Source organism: Brucella pseudintermedia, assembly GCF_008932435.1.
GTDB lineage: Bacteria > Pseudomonadota > Alphaproteobacteria > Rhizobiales > Rhizobiaceae > Brucella > Brucella pseudintermedia.
Genome location: NZ_WBWE01000006.1, coordinates 78,091 through 94,067, shown reverse-complemented (window position 1 = coordinate 94,067; position 15,977 = coordinate 78,091). Strand labels below are relative to the sequence as shown.

Sequence of the window (15,977 nt, the reverse complement as noted above, 5' to 3'; positions counted from 1 at the left end):
CTTTAAACACGCATCGGCATGAGGACGTAAAGGACGTCATCGTCACCCGTATCGCGCACCAGTGTCGGCGAACCGGCATCGGCCAGCATGAAGACCGCATCCGAACCCGAAAGCTGGCTGGTAATGTCGAGCAGATATTTCGAGTTGAAACCGATATCGAGCGGATCGGCATCGTAGTCCGCAGCCAACTCGTCGGTTGCGCTGCCAGAATCCGGATTGTTGACGGTCAGCGTCAGCAAGCCATCGGCGATGGAGAGCTTCACTGCGCGGCCACGCTCGCTGGAAATAGTCGAGACGCGATCCACCGAGGCCGCAAATTCCTGGCGGCCGATGGTGAGCTTCTTGTCGTTGCCGGATGGAATCACACGCTGGTAGTCCGGGAACGTGCCGTCGATCAGTTTCGAGGTGAGCACGACAGAGCCGACCGTGAAGCGAATCTTGGCATCCGACAGCTCAACCGTAACGACCACATCCGGCACATCCACCAGCTTCTGTAGTTCCGCAACCGTCTTGCGCGGGATGATGATGCCCGGCATGCCTTCCGTGCCGGACGGCGCTTCCAGTTCGGCACGCGCCAGACGGTGACCGTCGGTCGCGACAGCGCGCAGCTTCAAGGCACCGTCGCTTTCGATGGCGTGGAAGAAAATGCCGTTCAGATAATAGCGGGTTTCTTCCGTCGAGATCGCGAACTGCGTGCGGTCGATAAGACGCTTCAGCGCCTGTGCCTCGATGCGGAAGGAATGAGTGAACGCGCCAGCCGTCAGTTCCGGGAAATCAGACTGCGGCAGGCACTGCAGGCGGAAGGACGATTTGCCGGAGATGACCGACATGGAACCGCCATCCGGATTGGTCGAGAGCATGACTTCGGCACCGTCCGGCAGCTTGCGGACGATGTCATAGAGGAGATGCGCCGGAACCGTCGTGGCGCCAGCCTGTTCCACCATGGCGGCAGTCGCTTCATTGACCTCAAGATCAAGATCGGTGGCTTTCAGCGCCAGGCTTGCGCCCTCAGCCTGCAAAAGCACGTTCGACAGAATCGGTATCGTGTTGCGGCGTTCCACGACGCGGTGGACGTGATTGAGAGATTTGAGAAGGTTCGATCGCTCTAGGGTAACACGCATGTTCAAACGCACTCGCTCGCTGGGACAGGGCAACTGCATCTGACGGGCAGGCAGACGGCCCCTGTCGATAAGGCGCCCCGGGGCGCCAGAAGGTCCGTTAAAGTGGCAGATTTTTAAGGAGAAAAGCAAGCCCGCGCCGCAACGTAAAACGCTGCGGCGCGGGCTTTATGCCCAATATCCACGCATGGATTGAACGGATGTCGTGGCCTCACCTGAAATCAGGCGGCCTGATCGTTGATAAGACGTTTCAGAAGTTCGAGTTCTTGCGCCAGCTTGGTATCGGCACCGACCAGATCCTCGATCTTGCGCACAGCATGAAGAACCGTGGTGTGATCGCGACCGCCGAAGCGGCGACCGATTTCCGGCAGCGAGCGGGGCGTCATCATCTTGGCGAGATACATCGCCACCTGACGCGGCTTGACGATGGTGCGCGTGCGGCGGTTCGACAGCAGGTCCTGCTTCGAGACATTATAATGACGCGCCACGATGCGCTGGATTTCCTCGATGCGGATGCGCTTCGGCTCACCAACGCGGGTCAGATGGCCGAGCAGCTCATCGACGCGGTCGATGGAAATATTCGGCTCGAAAGACTGGCGGAAAAGGAGCTGGTTGAAAGCGCCTTCCAGTTCGCGGCCCGATCCGGTGACGGTGCGGGCAACGTGCGAGAGAATCTCTTCGCCGATGGTGAGGCTCGGATCTTCCGCCTGTGCAGCGGCCAGACGGCGGCGCAGCATTTCGACCCGCATTTCATAGTCAGGCGCCGCCACTTCGAGCGCAACGCCACCCTGAAGGCGCGAACGAACGCGCACATCAAGCGATTCCAGTTCGGACGGCGCGCGGTCGGCGGCGACCACGACCTGCTTGGCGCTGTCGAGCAGCGTGTTCAGGAGATGGCAGAATTCGTGCTGGATCGACTTGCCCTGCAGGAACTGCATGTCGTCGATCACGAGAAGATCGATATCGCGAAGCTGCTCCTTGAAGGAAAGCGCGTTGTTGTCGCGAATGGCGGTTGCAAAGCGCCACATGAAATATTCAGCCGTCAGATAGACAACGCGGGCCTTTTCCTGGCGCTGGAGCGCGGCTGCGGCGATGGCCTGCAGAAGGTGAGTCTTGCCGAGGCCGACAGAAGCATGGATGAAGAGCGGATTGAAGCGCACGGCGCTGGAACCGGCTTCGGCGATGGTGCGGGCTGCAGCAAGCGCCACGCGATTCGATGCACCATCGACAAAGCTGTCGAACGTATAGCGCGGATCGAGCGGCGAACCGAGCACGGCACCCGAAGCCGCCGCCGATTCTGCGACAACCGCGGAACCGCGCTTCTCGCCCACCTGCTGGCCGCCAAAGGACTGACCAAGCGGAAACACCATCTTTTCGCGCGGGGCCGCGACCGGCTTGTTCTCGGCCGCTTCGCAGGCTTCCACCGGAGCAGCGCTGCGCACCACGCGACTAACGCCACGTACCACGACTTCAACCTTCAGAATCTGCGGGTTTTCTTCTTGCCACAGCTCGGTCAGCAGTTCGGAATAGTGATTGTTGATCCAGGAGCGCAAGAATGCCGTCGGAACCGACAGGCGGACAATGCTCTTGGAGATATCATCAAGCTTCAGACGACCGAACCAGCTGGAATAAATCTCGGTGCCGACGCGGGCTTTCAGCTTTGCCGTAAGGCGCTCGAAAACCTCATCACCGGCATTGCCGCTCAGCTCGACCAGGCTCTTGTCATTTCCGGTAGCAGAAGATCCGTGGATACGGTTCGCATGTGCATCATCACCCATCGTTGCCGTCGATTTGCCGGTCATCATTGCCATCGTCTCGCCTGCCTTCACATTCGTACGCGTCGTTTTCTGACGCTTGTCATTTTTTCCTGTCCGAACCGCGGATTTATCATCCGTCTTGCCAGCAGGTACTCACTCACAAAGCCCGGCTTCAAAGCTCTGGGCCAAACACAAACTCAAACGGTCCCTTCAGGACCAACACCCGGATACTCCTTCCCGGCGACCTTTTTACGACTCACAACACTTTTATCGGAGGCTGATTGCCCGGAAAGAAATCCGCCACAACCATTCAATTGTCGGGGACATGCCTAAAACGGCATTCCGGTTAATGAATGGTAAGCAATCAACCATGAGGATCAGGACCTTACGACCAGAATATAACACCCGCGGGCTGTGACGCCCACGCCGACAAACTCGCTATTTGATGCTAACTCCGGGCCGGTGGCCCACCCCTCTTATGTCCTGACTTTAGCGAAGCCTCGCAGCAAAGGGCAAGCCTAAGAAAACCACATTTTTTTGCTGAAAGCTCTTGCAGGGCCTCCCCGCAACAGGGGGGAATCGGATGCCAGCGAAATAACACCTTTGGATTCAATACGTTTTCCTGGGACAATTTTTAGGTGGTCCTGATATGTTCCGTTCGAAAAATAAATTTAAAAAAAATTCTTGACTCAAACCCACTTCCGAGTCCCTAAACCAGCCTGTGGATAACAGTGGACAACAATCCGCAACCATTTGAAAATACTGATTAAATTGACGCTCATAGAATTGACGCTCCTCCCAGGATTTCCAGCTAGCCATTGAAATATCTCTTCAATTCCAGGTGGGAGAGGAAGAATGCCGATTGTCCAAAAAACGCTCAAAAAAGAAAACCCGGCTAACAATGAGCCGGGTTTCGAAACTGATCCATTAGAATGGATGAATATTAGGCGTTGAGAGCCTTAACGCGCTGGGCAAGGCGCGAAACCTTACGCGAAGCGGTGTTCTTGTGCATCACGCCCTTGGAAGCTGCGCGCATCAGTTCAGGCTCAGCAGCCTTGAATGCGAGTTCCGCAGCCTGCTTGTCGCCGCTCAGCAGAGCGTCTTCCAGCTTACGTACGAAGGTGCGAACGCGCGAACGGCGGGACTTGTTGATTTCGGTGCGGGCAGCGATCTTGCGCACTGCCTTCTTGGCCGAAGGAGTATTGGCCATAAATGCCTCTCTTTTTTCTGTCAGCTAGCCAGGGGCAAAAACCGCCGGGCACAAAACCTCTAGGGCAGCCGAGAAAAATCCTTTGGGCCGCCGATCCGTGGGCGGGCTTATAGATCAGCTTTGGGGCGGCGTCAACGTGGATTCTGCCCCAAAGCTCGATCAAAGAGCCGCAAATCCGGCCCGAAAGCCCAATGAAAGCCAGTAGGAACAGCCGGAAGACTTCCATGGCACTCCCGTTAGGGCAGACAGCCGACCGCCGTCAGCCCGACCAATCAGCGATTCTTGAACGATGGCGTGCGCTTGTCGATGAAGGCCGCCATGCCCTCCTTCTGGTCTTCCGTCGCAAACAGGGAGTGGAACTGGCGTCGCTCGAAACGGAGCCCTTCGCTCAGCGTCATTTCATAGGTGCGATTGACCGCTTCCTTGACCATAAGCACGGAGGGACGCGAGAAGGACGCAATGCGTTCGGCAGCCTTCAAAGCCTCTTCCAGAAGTTCTTCCGGCGCGACCACCCGCGAGACCAGGCCGCTGCGTTCTGCCTCTGCGGCATCCATCATGCGGCCCGTGAGGCACATATCCATCGCCTTGGACTTGCCGACATAGCGGGTGAGACGCTGCGAGCCGCCCATGCCGGGCATGACGCCGAGCGTGATTTCGGGCTGGCCAAACTTGGCATTGCTGCCGGCAATGATGAAATCGCACATCATGGCAAGCTCACAGCCGCCGCCGAGCGCATAGCCCGAAACCGCCGCAATGATGGGCTTGCGGACACGATCGACCTTTTGCCAGTCCGCGAACATGTCCTGAAGATAGGCGTCCACGAAATCGATCGGCTGCATTTCCTTGATGTCAGCACCGGCAGCAAAAGCCTTTTCAGAGCCGGTCAGGACGATGGCGCCGATCTTGCCGTCTGCATCGAAAGCGCCGAGAGCTTCCGTCAATTCGTCCAGAACCTGGCGGTTCAGCGCATTGAGCGCCTGCGGACGGTTGAGGCGAATGAGGCCGACGCTGCCGCGCGTCTCGACGATGATCGTTTCATAGGCCATGAATTTGAACTCCTCCATCAACGGCTAGCTGTTTGGCGGGCAAGGTGGACCGGCAGAACTTCTTTTTCAAGCACTCATTGCTGGCAGGAGGCACAGAAAAAAGTCGAACGTCCAGATTGAACCGCCCGTTCCACAAAGCCGTTGCAGGCGGGATTTCGGCACGGCTCACCTTCGCGCCCATAGACGGAGAAGGCGTGCTGGAAATAGCCGAGCGCACCATCCGCCTGAATATAATCCTTGAGCGTGGAGCCGCCGGCGGCAATGGCTTCCGCAATCACCGTGCGGATGTCGGAAGCAAGCCGATCCATCGTTTCGGGATCCTTCGCAGCGGACCCCGCGGCGCGCATTGGCGACAGGCGGCTGCGCCAGAGCGCCTCGCAGACATAGATATTACCGAGACCGGCAATGAGGCGCTGATCGAGCAGCGCGGCCTTGAGAGGCGCCTTGCGGCCCGCGAGGAGTTCCGCCAAAACAGCGCCGGAAAGCAGATTGCCTGTCGGCTCTATGCCGAGGCCCGCGAGCAGCGGATGACTGTCGAGCGCGCCTTCTTCGGCAAAGAGCATGAAGCCGAACCGACGCGGATCGTTGTAGACGATGCGGGCCGTAGTGCCATCGGCGCGCTGAAGGTGAAACACCACATGATCGTGCACGCTCAGCTTGGAACGCTCATGATGGAATGCGCCGGGCACGCCAGCGCCCTCGTCGGTCTCGATGCGAAACGAGCCCGACATGCCCAGATGGCTGATCACCGAAAGACCGTCGTCCAGATGGATCGTCAGATATTTTGCGCGGCGGCCGAGTGCTGTGACGCGTCGCCCGGAAAGACGTTCGACAAAACGGTCGGGAAAGGGAAAACGCAGGTCCGGCCGACGCTGTTCGACCCGGGTGACGCTCGCGCCCTCCATGACGGGCTGCAGACCACGGCGAACCGTCTCGACCTCTGGTAATTCGGGCATTGAAAACTGTTCCTGAATAAGAGCCGTGCATCGGCTTTGTCCTTATATGTTCAGTTTTGCCCGCAATGCCAAGAGCTCAGCAATTGGTGCAGGGGATCGTGTTTGTATAGCGCGGCGCCAGATAATAGGTTTCACGCATCGGAATGCTGGTGGAAATCCATGCATTGAGCGGCTTGTAGTCAAGCTCGACATCAACCTTGATGAAATACGACCCCTCACTCACGAGATTTGACGGAATATCCCCGGCTGCGCCTGTTTTTGCCGCAAAACCTGCAACATTGGCATAGGACCAGTCGACCTTCGGCGTAAGATTCGTGGTAGTTGAAGTGCCCTCGATCCTGATTGCGGTGATCCTTATCTTCGGGTTGCTACGGCCGTAGGGCAGAAGCGAGGCGCGACCGATATTGAACATATTGTTCAGATCATTCGTCGTGACCGACAATTGGCGGGCAACCAGATCGGCAAGGACGCTCGCCGAACGCGACACTTTCTTGTTGGTATCCACCCCCTCGGCAAGATCGACGGAGCCCAGATAAATCAGAAGCAGGAGAGGCGCGATGAGCGCGAACTCAACCGCCCCCAAGCCGCGCCGGTCACCCAGAAAATTCCGAATAGAGTTACGCATGACAATTGACCGCTCTGGTGATCGCTGTAGAACGCATCCGGAAAACACGAACCTGCTTTCCAACGAGATGCGCGTCGGTTGTGTCAGTTGGGAAAGGGTTCGTTCTGCCAGGTGATGGTTGCAAAAAGCGGCATGGTGCCGCCGGCTGCATGAGGACTTTTGACCAGATAAAGAATGTTCGTCAGCACGGGCCAGGCGTAAACCACGTTGAGCTGGTTGATTGCCGAGGTTCCGCTTGTACCGGCAATGCCAGTCCGGGTTAGTCGGCCCTCATCGTCGAGAATCTCGTCCGTCGGAACCTTGTCGAACCCATCATAGGTTCCAAGATTGAACGAAAGATTGGGACAGCCCGCAGCGACCATGAACTGCATTTGCTGGCAGAGTTCGGTGCGCAGGGCTTCCTCGCTGATTGCGGCGTCCTTGATCTGGATGTCTCCGATCTTGCCCGTCGTCTGCAGCTTGCGCGCCACGGTCTCCGTCGCGTTGGATATCACCTGACGTGCCGCGAAACTCACGCCTACCTCGATCGTCGCAAAAACGATGAGCAGGAATGGAACGATAAGCAGCGCGAATTCCACTGCCGCCACGCCATTTTGCGCACGCAGGAAACGGCGCAGGCTTATGTCCACCCGCGCAAGGCGACACGCCAAAAAATCCGGTCTCATAACCCCACCCAATTCTGCCTGAATTCGATCAAGAATTCGATTGGGCGTATCGTTACAACAGGACAACCTGAAAGAGTATTAACGGAAACGGTAGCTTCCGCCTGAATATCGTTATTTGTCGTCGAAACCGTTCTTTGTCGAAGCCTTTTCGCAATAGGGTGTGCAGGAAAGCGTTTGCACCTCAGCCTGACGATAAATCCGCGTCGTTCCGCGCGTATTGCGGGAAACAACCAGTTCGCGGTCAAGGATCGGTTCGCCCTGCTTGTCCATCACAACAATATTGGTGACGCCAAAATCCCTGCCGGTCAGGACGATGGTCTGTGCGTCCTGAACGACTGCATCGGCAATCGACGGATTGCCGATCACAACGCTGTCGGCGGGACGGGCGAGGCGCAAAATGCGCGCCTGGCTGGTTTCAAGGGAAATATAGTCTTCCGCCGATGCCGGTGTGACCGCGAAGACAGCCACGAGTGCAGCACAGATGACGGGCAAGATGCCGAAGCTGCCCAAAGAAAACAAACGACGCACCACGCGACATTCCCCCGCTGATATAATGGGCCAAGCTCATGAAGCCCCATCGATATAATGAGTAAAGAATGAACGGGATTGGTGAAGGAAGCATTAAGTCACCACCCTGCAGGGCGGGCCGCGCCCGCTATTCGCCAAAGATTAACCAATCGCGCGATTGTTGTCGCTTCACAAGCGCTGCAGTATTTCGTTAACCATACCCGTTAAGAAGGCCACAATTCCTCTCTCCTATGCTTCAGCACATCCGAAATTAATGCGCGCTTCCAAAAACCAGCGCAATCGGAACAGCGAGGAGCATGCGATGCCGACATTGATGACGCGTTTCATGAAGAACAGGGCCGGTTCGACAGCGATCGAATATGCGCTGATCGGCACGCTCGTTTCCATCATGATCATCAGCGGCGTCGCGCTTGTGGCCGGCAGTGTCGGCGAAAAATTCAACGACACCGCCACACAATTCCAACAAGCGACCAACCGCTAAGCATAGGCGAGCAATTCCGCGCAAACAGCGGCCAGATAATGGGATGACAGGCGACGCGGGGGCGGCAATGACAGCAACAGCCATGACGGCAATCTTCGCTCTGGCCATGGTGACTGCGATGGTCACCGACCTGACGTCGATGACGATCCGCAACCGTGTTTCCATCGGATTGACGCTCGGCTTTCTCATGCTCTCGCCACTTTGCGGCATTTCACTTTCCGAATTTGGCTGGCATCTGGCGGTTGGCGGCATTGCGCTCATTATCACCTTTTCGCTTTTCTGCCTTCGCGCCATGGGCGGCGGTGACGCCAAGCTCATCGCGGCGACAGCCTTGTGGTATGGCCCCAATCCCGGACTCGTGGATTATCTCGTGATGGTCTCGATCCTTGGCGGCGTGCTCACGCTCACGATCATTGTCTACCGGATGGCTCCGCGTCCGCTTCTGGCTGACCGCTTCGCCTTCATGGGAACGCTCGCCCGCAAGGACGCAGGCATTCCCTACGGCATTGCGCTCGGCGCTGCCGGTCTGTGGACATTTCCGCTGACGCCGGTCGGAGAATCGGTGAAAGCCTCTATGGCGGGGATATTTTGAGTGCACCGATGTGCAACGCCAACGTGCAATTTCAATCTTTCTTTATGCGAATAAGATTATATTAACCATAATTACACGATTGCCAGTGCAATTTTGGAACACGTCATCAAGGCGTGGGGATTTGCGCGGGGCACATCATGAAATCAGCTCGACTGCTCATTCTAGGAGTAGCCGTACTTGCGGCTGGTGGAGCGGGCTATATTGCCATGAACCTCGCCACACCGCCGCCTGCGCCTGTCGCCGCCGCGCCTGAAGCACCGCAGATCAAACTGGAGGATGTGCTCGTCGCCACCGAGAATCTCGGTGTCGGCGCAGAGCTCACATCGCAGATGCGCTGGCAGCCCTGGCCCGCGGAGGCCATCAGCGAAGGCTACATCACCCGCGCGAGCGAACCCGATGCCATCAATCAGTTGAGCGGCGCCACGGTGCGGCTCCAGTTCTTCACGGGCGAACCGATCCGCAAGGCCAAGCTTATCGGCCCCGGCCAGAGCTTCATGTCGTCGATCCTGCCGCCGGGTATGCGCGCTGTTGCGACGCAGATCAACGCCGAAAGCTCGGCTGGCGGCTTCATTCTTCCCAATGATTTCGTCGATGTCATCATGACCCGCCGCAAGCCGGACAATGGCGACAAGTCGCTCGCACCCTTCACCACTGAAACCGTGCTGCAGAATGTGCGTGTGCTGGCCATCGATCAGGCCATTCAGGAAGACGAGCAGGGCCGCAAGGTCATGGTGGGCCAGACCGCGACACTAGAAGTTACGCCCGAACAGGCTGAAATCATCACCGTCGCCCAGCAGATGGCCGACCGCCTGACGCTGGCGCTTCGCTCGACACAGGATGTCGAGGACAGGGATATCAAGCAGGCCGACTATCTGGTTTCCTCGCCGACACGCAGCGGGACGGTGAAGGTCATCAAATCCGGCAGCGTTACAGAAATAGGACCGCGCTCATGAGAAAGACAAACCGCGTGCGCCCATATTCCGCAAAGATCGCACTGGTAGCCAGCGCGCTTGCAACCGTTTCCCTGCCGCTTGCCGACATGACAGCAATGGCGGCGGCTGGCATCGTCAAGGTGGGCAGCCAGCAGCGTTCGCAGACGATCAAGCTTGGCCTCAACAAGTCGGTCGTCCTCGACCTTCCGCAAGACGCCTATGACGTTCTCGTTTCCAATCCTTCAATCGCCGATGCAGTGACGCGCACGTCGCGGCGCATCTATCTTTTCGGCAAGCAGGTCGGCCAGACCAATATTTTCGTCTTCGGTCCGAATGGCGAACAGGTCGCATCCATCGATGTCGAGATCGAGCGGGACGTAAGCGGGCTCTCGTCCCAGCTGAAGCGTCTCATTCCCGGCTCCGACATTCGCGTCGAACTCATCAACGACAATGTGGTGCTGACCGGAACCGTGCAGACCCCGCAGGATTCGGCGCAGGCGGCCAAGCTCGCCGGTCTTTTCGTTTCTGGCGGCGAGGCTACAACCGGCCAGTTCACCACGACTGCATCCGCGCCCACCGACGGCGGCGGTGTCGCCATCAACAATCCCGACTGGGGGCGCCGTCAAAGCGCCATCGTCAATATGCTGACTATTGTGGGCGAAGATCAGGTGACATTGAAAGTCACCGTTGCCGAGGTCAGCCGCTCGGTCATGAAGCAGCTTGGCGTCAATATGAGCGGCAGCGGCGTTTCGAACGGGATTTCCTACGGCGGGATTTCCGAGAGCATTGCGGGCGCCATTGGCAACAACCTGTCCGATACCGGCTTCGGCCTCGCGACGAGCAACTTTTCCGCCTATCTGCGGGCGATGGAATCGGCAGGCGTGATGAAGACGCTGGCTGAGCCGACGCTGACCGCAATCTCCGGCGAAAAGGCGGCTTTCAATGTCGGCGGCGAATATAATGTCATCAACAGCGTGACTTATGATGATGACGGAAAACGCACCAATCAGCTGGCCAAGATCAATTATGGCATCGGTCTGGAATTCATGCCGACCGTGCTCGGGCCGGGACGCATCAGCCTGAAAATCAGAACCTCCGTGTCGGAGCCGACAACGGAAGGTGCGGGCACGACAAACAAGATGGAAGGCGTTGGCGCGAGCGTCCTGTCGCTGCGCAAACGCGTCGCCGACACGACGGTCGAACTGCCGTCGGGCGGTTCCATGATGATCGGCGGCCTGATCCGCGATGAAGTGCGCCAGTCGGTTTCCGGCTTTCCGGGCCTCACCAAGATTCCGGTCCTCGGGGCGCTGTTCCGCAGCAAGGATTTCATCCGCAACGAATCCGAACTGGTGGTGATCGTAACGCCCTACCTGGCGCGACCAGTCGCCCGCCAGCAGCTTGCGCGGCCCGACGACAATTTCAACCCGGCCAGCGATGGCGCGGGATACATACTCGGCAAGGTCAATCGCGTTTACGGCACGATGGAAACCAAATTGCCGCCCGGTCGCTACAACGGCGTCGTCGGTTATATCTATAAGTGAGCGGGGACAGATCATGACCTATTCAGCCAGAGGCTTTTGCAGGATTCCAGCCCGACCAGCGCTCGTCGCCCTGTCGCTCGCCCTTCTTGCGGGCTGTGCGAACCGCCAGCACGTCACGGTGGGCGCCTTGCCGGACGATTACCGCACCAATCACCCGATCACGATTGCGGAACGGGAGCAGGTTACCGATATCCCGGTCGCACAGGCGGACCAGAAACTAAGCCCCATGCAGCGCGGCATCGTTGAGGGCGCCATCGCCAATTACCGGCGCAACGGTTCCGGCATGCTCTATGTTCTGGTGCCTTCGGGCGCGTCCAATCAGGCCGCGGCCTATCGGCTGAGCACGGAAGTGTCGGCGGCACTGCGGCGCAGCGGCATCAAGGCGAACAATATCGCCATCGAAAACTATCCGGTCGAAAGCCCCGACGCGGCAGCGCCAATCCGCATCAGCTATTATGCGATCACGGCCGGCACGACGCCGTGCGGACGTTGGCCGGACGACCTCGCCAGCACGCCCGAAAACCGCCATTACGCCAATTTTGGCTGCGCCTCGCAGAACAATCTGGCCGCGCAGGTGGCCAATCCGGCCGATCTTCTGGGACCGCGCACCATGTCGCCCATCGATTCGGATCGGGCTACGGCACGTTTCAACGGCAATCAGGGCTATGTGAAAATGTCGCCTACACAGACGCAAAACTGGCGCGAACCTCGCAGCCAGCAGGCCGAGTATTAAGAGGGCGCCATGAGCAACTTCGCGTTGGAACCGGAGGAAGAAGCGCCGGAAACAGGTCGTGCGCCGATCATGCTTGAAAATGTGCGTCCCATCCCGCGCATTTCCATCCAGGCATTCTGCGTGAACGAAAGCGTCGCCATTCCGATTGAGCGAGCAGGTGGCGACCGGCGCATGGCAAAGACCCATCTGAAGGTGATGATGGGCGGCATTGCGGCTGCAATCGAGTTTTACCAGACCGCCTCCACACCCAATCTGATCATCGTCGAATCAGCCTCCGAACCCAATGTGCTGCTTGAAGAACTGCAGCAGTTGTCAGAGGTCTGCGATCCCGGCTCGAAGGTCATGGTCATAGGCCATTCCAACGAGGTCTGGCTCTATCGCGAACTGCTGCGCCGGGGCGTCTCGGAATATATTGTGGCGCCTGTTTCGCTCGCCGACATTCTGGCCATCGTGTCCTCGATCTTTCTCGATCCCGGTGCGGAACCGCTTGGCCGTTCGGTCGCCTTCATCGGCGCGAAAGGCGGCGTGGGCGCGTCTACCATGGCCCATAACGTCGCCTGGTCGATCTCCAACATGTTCCGGCACGATGTCGTGCTGGCAGACATGGACCTGCCCTTCGGCACGGCAAACATCAATTTCGATCAGGACCCGACGCTCGGTATCGCCGATGCGGTCTTCTCGCCGGAACGCATTGACGAGGTTTATCTCGACCGGCTGCTCGTGCAGTATGGCGACCATCTGTCTATCCTCGCCGCACCTTCGACCCTGGAGCGCACATTCGATTTTGCCGAGGACGCCTTTGCCGAATTGATCGACGTTGCGCAGCGCAATTCTCCGCTGGTCGTACTGGACGTCGCGCATGGCTGGAACGGATGGACACGGACCACCTTGATGCGCGTCGATGAAGTCGTGATCGTCGCGACGCCCGATCTTGCCAATCTTCGCAACACGAAGAATCTGCTCGACACGCTGGCGCAGCTGCGTCCGAACGATGTGAAGCCGCATCTGGTGCTGAACCAGATGGGCATTCCGAAGCGACCGGAAATCGCGCTCGCCGATTTTGCCGAACCGCTCGGCATCGATCCCATCGCCACCATCGACTTCGATCCGCAACTTTTCGGCAATGCCGCCAATAATGGCCGGATGATCGCGGAGACCAATCCGGAAAGCCCGGTTGCCGAAGCCATCAGCCATATCGCGCATGTCGTGACCGGCAGGGCCGATGTGCAACCGCGCAAGAAGAGCGGCATATCGGGCCTTCTCGGCAAGTTTGCACGCAAGACCAAGTAACGGCAGGAAATCATGTTCGGCAGAAGAGGCAACGATACGGGAAACAGACCGGAAAGCGGAATGCGACCGGTTGCACCAAAACCTGCCACGCCTGCTGCAACGTCCGCATCGGCCCAGCCAACCGTGCAACCGTCCCGCATACAGGCATCCGTTCCTTCGACGCCGGTAAAATCCCCGGTCCAGGCCGGCACGCAAGGACGTGAAAAGACCGAGAGCTATTACGACACCAAATCGCAGGTCTTCTCCGCGCTGATCGACACGATAGATCTGTCGCAACTGTCCCGCATGGCGCCGGATGCCGCGCGCGAGGAAATCCGCGATATCGTCAATGACATTATTGCCATCAAGAACTTCGTCATGTCGATTGCCGAGCAGGAAGAACTGCTCGACGACATCTGCAATGACGTGCTGGGTTATGGTCCCCTGGAGCCGCTTCTTTCCCGCGATGACATTGCCGATATCATGGTGAACGGTTCGCGCCGCACCTATATCGAAGTGGATGGCCTGCTGCAGGAAACCGGCATTCGTTTCCGCGACAACCAGCAGCTTCTCAACATCTGCCAGCGCATCGTGAGCCAGGTGGGACGCCGCGTCGATGAATCGAGCCCGATCTGCGATGCCCGCTTGCCGGACGGCTCACGCGTCAACGTCATCGCGCCGCCGCTGTCGCTCGACGGTCCGACCCTCACCATCCGCAAGTTCCGCAAGGACAAGCTGACGCTCGACCAACTGGTGCGGTTCGGCGCCATATCGAATGCCGGGGCGGAACTCTTGCAGATCATCAGCCGGGTGCGCTGCAATGTCATTATTTCGGGAGGCACCGGCTCGGGCAAGACCACGCTTCTGAACTGCCTGACACGCTATATCGACGCGCACGAACGCATCATCACCTGCGAAGATTCGGCAGAACTGCAATTGCAGCAGCCGCATGTGGTGCGTCTGGAAACCCGCCCGCCCAATCTGGAAGGCGAAGGCGAAGTCACCATGCGCGATCTGGTAAAGAACTGCCTGCGCATGCGTCCCGAACGCATCATTGTCGGCGAAGTGCGCGGGCCTGAAGTGTTCGATCTCCTGCAAGCCATGAATACAGGCCATGACGGTTCGATGGGCACGATCCATGCCAACAGCCCGCGCGAGTGCCTCAACCGCATGGAAGCCATGATCGCCATGGGCGGTTATGTGCTGCCGCAAAAGACGGTGCGCGAGATCATCGTCGGTTCGGTCGACATCATCATCCAGGCCGCACGCCTGCGCGACGGCTCGCGCCGCATCACCCATATTACGGAAGTGGTCGGGCTCGAAGGCGACGTCATCACCACGCAGGATCTCGTTCTCTACGATATCAAGGGGGAAGACGCTTCCGGCCGCATTCTCGGCAGCCATAGCTCGACCGGCATCGGGCGTCCCGCCTTCTGGGAGCGCGCCCGCTACTATAATGAAGACAGCCGCCTTGCATCCGTGCTCGACAGCATGGAAAGGGCCAGTGCATGACAGGGCCGGCCAGCATTGTGATGTTCGTGGTGCTCGCCGTCATTGCTTGTGCTGCTTTGTTCTTTGCGCTCTTTTACGACAAGCTCGGCAAGAAGGATCATGCAGCGCGGCGCTTTGAGACCGTGCGCAACAGCGGCTCGGAACGGGCGATTACGCGCAGCGAGCGCGACAGAAACGCCGACATCCAGAAGCGCCGCAAACAGCTCCAGGACAATATCAAGGATCTGGAAGCCCGGCAAAAGCAGCGTGAGAAGAACCAGAAATACCCGCCCCTGCGCATCCTGCTGACGCAGGCGGGGCTCAATCTCACCTTACAGAAATTCTATCTCTATTCCGGCGTGACGGCATTTTTTGCCACTTTCATCGCGCTGCTTTTCGGCGCGCCGCTACTTTTCCTGCCGGGTGTCGCCGTTGCCGGTTTCTTCGGCTTGCCGCGCTGGTTCGTGCTGCACAGGCGCAAGCAACGGCTGAAGAAGTTCCTTGAGGAATTTCCCAACGCGCTCGATGTCATCGTGCGCGCGACCCGCGCTGGGCTTCCGCTCAATGACGGCTTGCGGCTCATTGCAAGCGAGGCGGTGGAACCGGTCAAGAGCGAGTTCAAGAAGGTCGTCGAGGCGCAACAGATCGGGCTTTCCATCCCCGAAGCGGTCGGCAAAATGCCCGATTCCATGCCTTGCCCGGAAACCAACTTCTTCGCCATCGTCATCCAGATACAGGCACAGGCGGGCGGCAATCTTTCCGAGGCGCTCAATAACTTGTCAAAGGTTCTGCGCGACCGGAAAAAGATGAAGGCCAAGGTCAATGCGCTTTCCATGGAAGCCAAGGCTTCGGCTGCGATTATCGGCGCCTTGCCCTTCATCGTTATGGTTCTCGTCTATTTGACGAGCCCGCAATATATGACGCTGCTTTTCACGTCTTCGACCGGCCATATGCTGCTCGGCATTGCGGCTGTCCTGATGCTGACCGGCATTTTCATCATGAAGAACATGATCAACTTCGATATGTGAGGCAC

The 15,977-nt window shown here is 58.4% G+C and carries 16 protein-coding genes; 8 read left to right on the top strand and 8 right to left on the bottom strand.

Translation table 11 applies throughout. The features are described from left to right. Positions 1 to 2 precede the first annotated feature (2 nt). The 8 genes from dnaN to F9K78_RS09685 form a co-directional block, all read right to left on the bottom strand. On the bottom strand, positions 3 to 1,121 hold the full coding sequence (dnaN, locus tag F9K78_RS09725) for a DNA polymerase III subunit beta (RefSeq protein ID WP_121986973.1): 1,119 nt from the start codon (positions 1,119 to 1,121) through the stop codon (positions 3 to 5). 218 nt (positions 1,122 to 1,339) lie between these two features. After that, positions 1,340 to 2,923: a chromosomal replication initiator protein DnaA gene (gene dnaA, locus F9K78_RS09720; protein WP_121986974.1), complete on the bottom strand. Its 1,584-nt coding sequence runs from the start codon at positions 2,921 to 2,923 to the stop codon at positions 1,340 to 1,342. An 895-nt stretch (positions 2,924 to 3,818) separates the two neighbouring features. Beyond that, the gene (gene rpsT / locus F9K78_RS09715) at positions 3,819 to 4,085 is read right to left on the bottom strand and encodes a 30S ribosomal protein S20 (RefSeq protein ID WP_121981323.1); all 267 of its coding nucleotides are present in this window, start codon (positions 4,083 to 4,085) and stop codon (positions 3,819 to 3,821) included. Positions 4,086 to 4,357: 272 nt separating this feature from the next. Continuing rightward, positions 4,358 to 5,131 (bottom strand): enoyl-CoA hydratase, encoded by a 774-nt coding sequence (locus F9K78_RS09705; protein ID WP_121981321.1) that lies wholly within the window; start codon positions 5,129 to 5,131, stop codon positions 4,358 to 4,360. A 74-nt stretch (positions 5,132 to 5,205) separates the two neighbouring features. Then, positions 5,206 to 6,087, bottom strand: a complete 882-nt coding sequence (mutM, locus tag F9K78_RS09700) for a bifunctional DNA-formamidopyrimidine glycosylase/DNA-(apurinic or apyrimidinic site) lyase (protein WP_121986975.1) — start codon at positions 6,085 to 6,087, stop codon at positions 5,206 to 5,208. Between the two features lie 76 nt (positions 6,088 to 6,163). Further along, positions 6,164 to 6,712: a TadE/TadG family type IV pilus assembly protein gene (locus F9K78_RS09695; protein WP_121986976.1), complete on the bottom strand. Its 549-nt coding sequence runs from the start codon at positions 6,710 to 6,712 to the stop codon at positions 6,164 to 6,166. 83 nt (positions 6,713 to 6,795) lie between these two features. Beyond that, a complete protein-coding gene (locus F9K78_RS09690) occupies positions 6,796 to 7,377 on the bottom strand; it encodes a TadE/TadG family type IV pilus assembly protein (RefSeq protein ID WP_121986977.1) in 582 nt (193 codons plus the stop codon). A 111-nt stretch (positions 7,378 to 7,488) separates the two neighbouring features. Further along, positions 7,489 to 7,908, bottom strand: a complete 420-nt coding sequence (locus F9K78_RS09685) for a pilus assembly protein N-terminal domain-containing protein (protein ID WP_121986978.1) — start codon at positions 7,906 to 7,908, stop codon at positions 7,489 to 7,491. 298 nt (positions 7,909 to 8,206) lie between these two features. Here F9K78_RS09685 and F9K78_RS09680 point away from each other — a divergent pair, with 298 nt between their 5' ends. The 8 genes from F9K78_RS09680 (at position 8,207) to F9K78_RS09645 (ending at position 15,972) form a co-directional block, all read left to right on the top strand. Continuing rightward, complete coding sequence (locus F9K78_RS09680; RefSeq protein ID WP_121987044.1) at positions 8,207 to 8,386, top strand: Flp family type IVb pilin; 180 nt, start codon at positions 8,207 to 8,209, stop codon at positions 8,384 to 8,386. Between the two features lie 67 nt (positions 8,387 to 8,453). After that, on the top strand, positions 8,454 to 8,978 hold the full coding sequence (locus tag F9K78_RS09675; protein ID WP_235925405.1) for an A24 family peptidase: 525 nt from the start codon (positions 8,454 to 8,456) through the stop codon (positions 8,976 to 8,978). 137 nt (positions 8,979 to 9,115) lie between these two features. Next, positions 9,116 to 9,931, top strand: a complete 816-nt coding sequence (gene cpaB / locus F9K78_RS09670; protein WP_121981316.1) for a Flp pilus assembly protein CpaB — start codon at positions 9,116 to 9,118, stop codon at positions 9,929 to 9,931. Then, a complete protein-coding gene (locus F9K78_RS09665; protein ID WP_121986980.1) occupies positions 9,928 to 11,451 on the top strand; it encodes a type II and III secretion system protein family protein in 1,524 nt (507 codons plus the stop codon). The genes cpaB and F9K78_RS09665 overlap by 4 nt, the downstream gene beginning before the upstream one ends. A 13-nt stretch (positions 11,452 to 11,464) precedes the next feature. Beyond that, positions 11,465 to 12,184: a CpaD family pilus assembly protein gene (locus F9K78_RS09660; RefSeq protein WP_151682173.1), complete on the top strand. Its 720-nt coding sequence runs from the start codon at positions 11,465 to 11,467 to the stop codon at positions 12,182 to 12,184. Positions 12,185 to 12,193: 9 nt separating this feature from the next. After that, on the top strand, positions 12,194 to 13,474 hold the full coding sequence (locus F9K78_RS09655; protein ID WP_121986982.1) for an AAA family ATPase: 1,281 nt from the start codon (positions 12,194 to 12,196) through the stop codon (positions 13,472 to 13,474). Between the two features lie 12 nt (positions 13,475 to 13,486). Continuing rightward, positions 13,487 to 14,965 (top strand): CpaF family protein, encoded by a 1,479-nt coding sequence (locus tag F9K78_RS09650; protein WP_121986983.1) that lies wholly within the window; start codon positions 13,487 to 13,489, stop codon positions 14,963 to 14,965. Then, positions 14,962 to 15,972 (top strand): type II secretion system F family protein, encoded by a 1,011-nt coding sequence (locus tag F9K78_RS09645; protein WP_121986984.1) that lies wholly within the window; start codon positions 14,962 to 14,964, stop codon positions 15,970 to 15,972. Before F9K78_RS09650 ends, F9K78_RS09645 begins: the two co-directional genes overlap by 4 nt. The last annotated feature ends 5 nt before the right edge of the window (positions 15,973 to 15,977 follow it).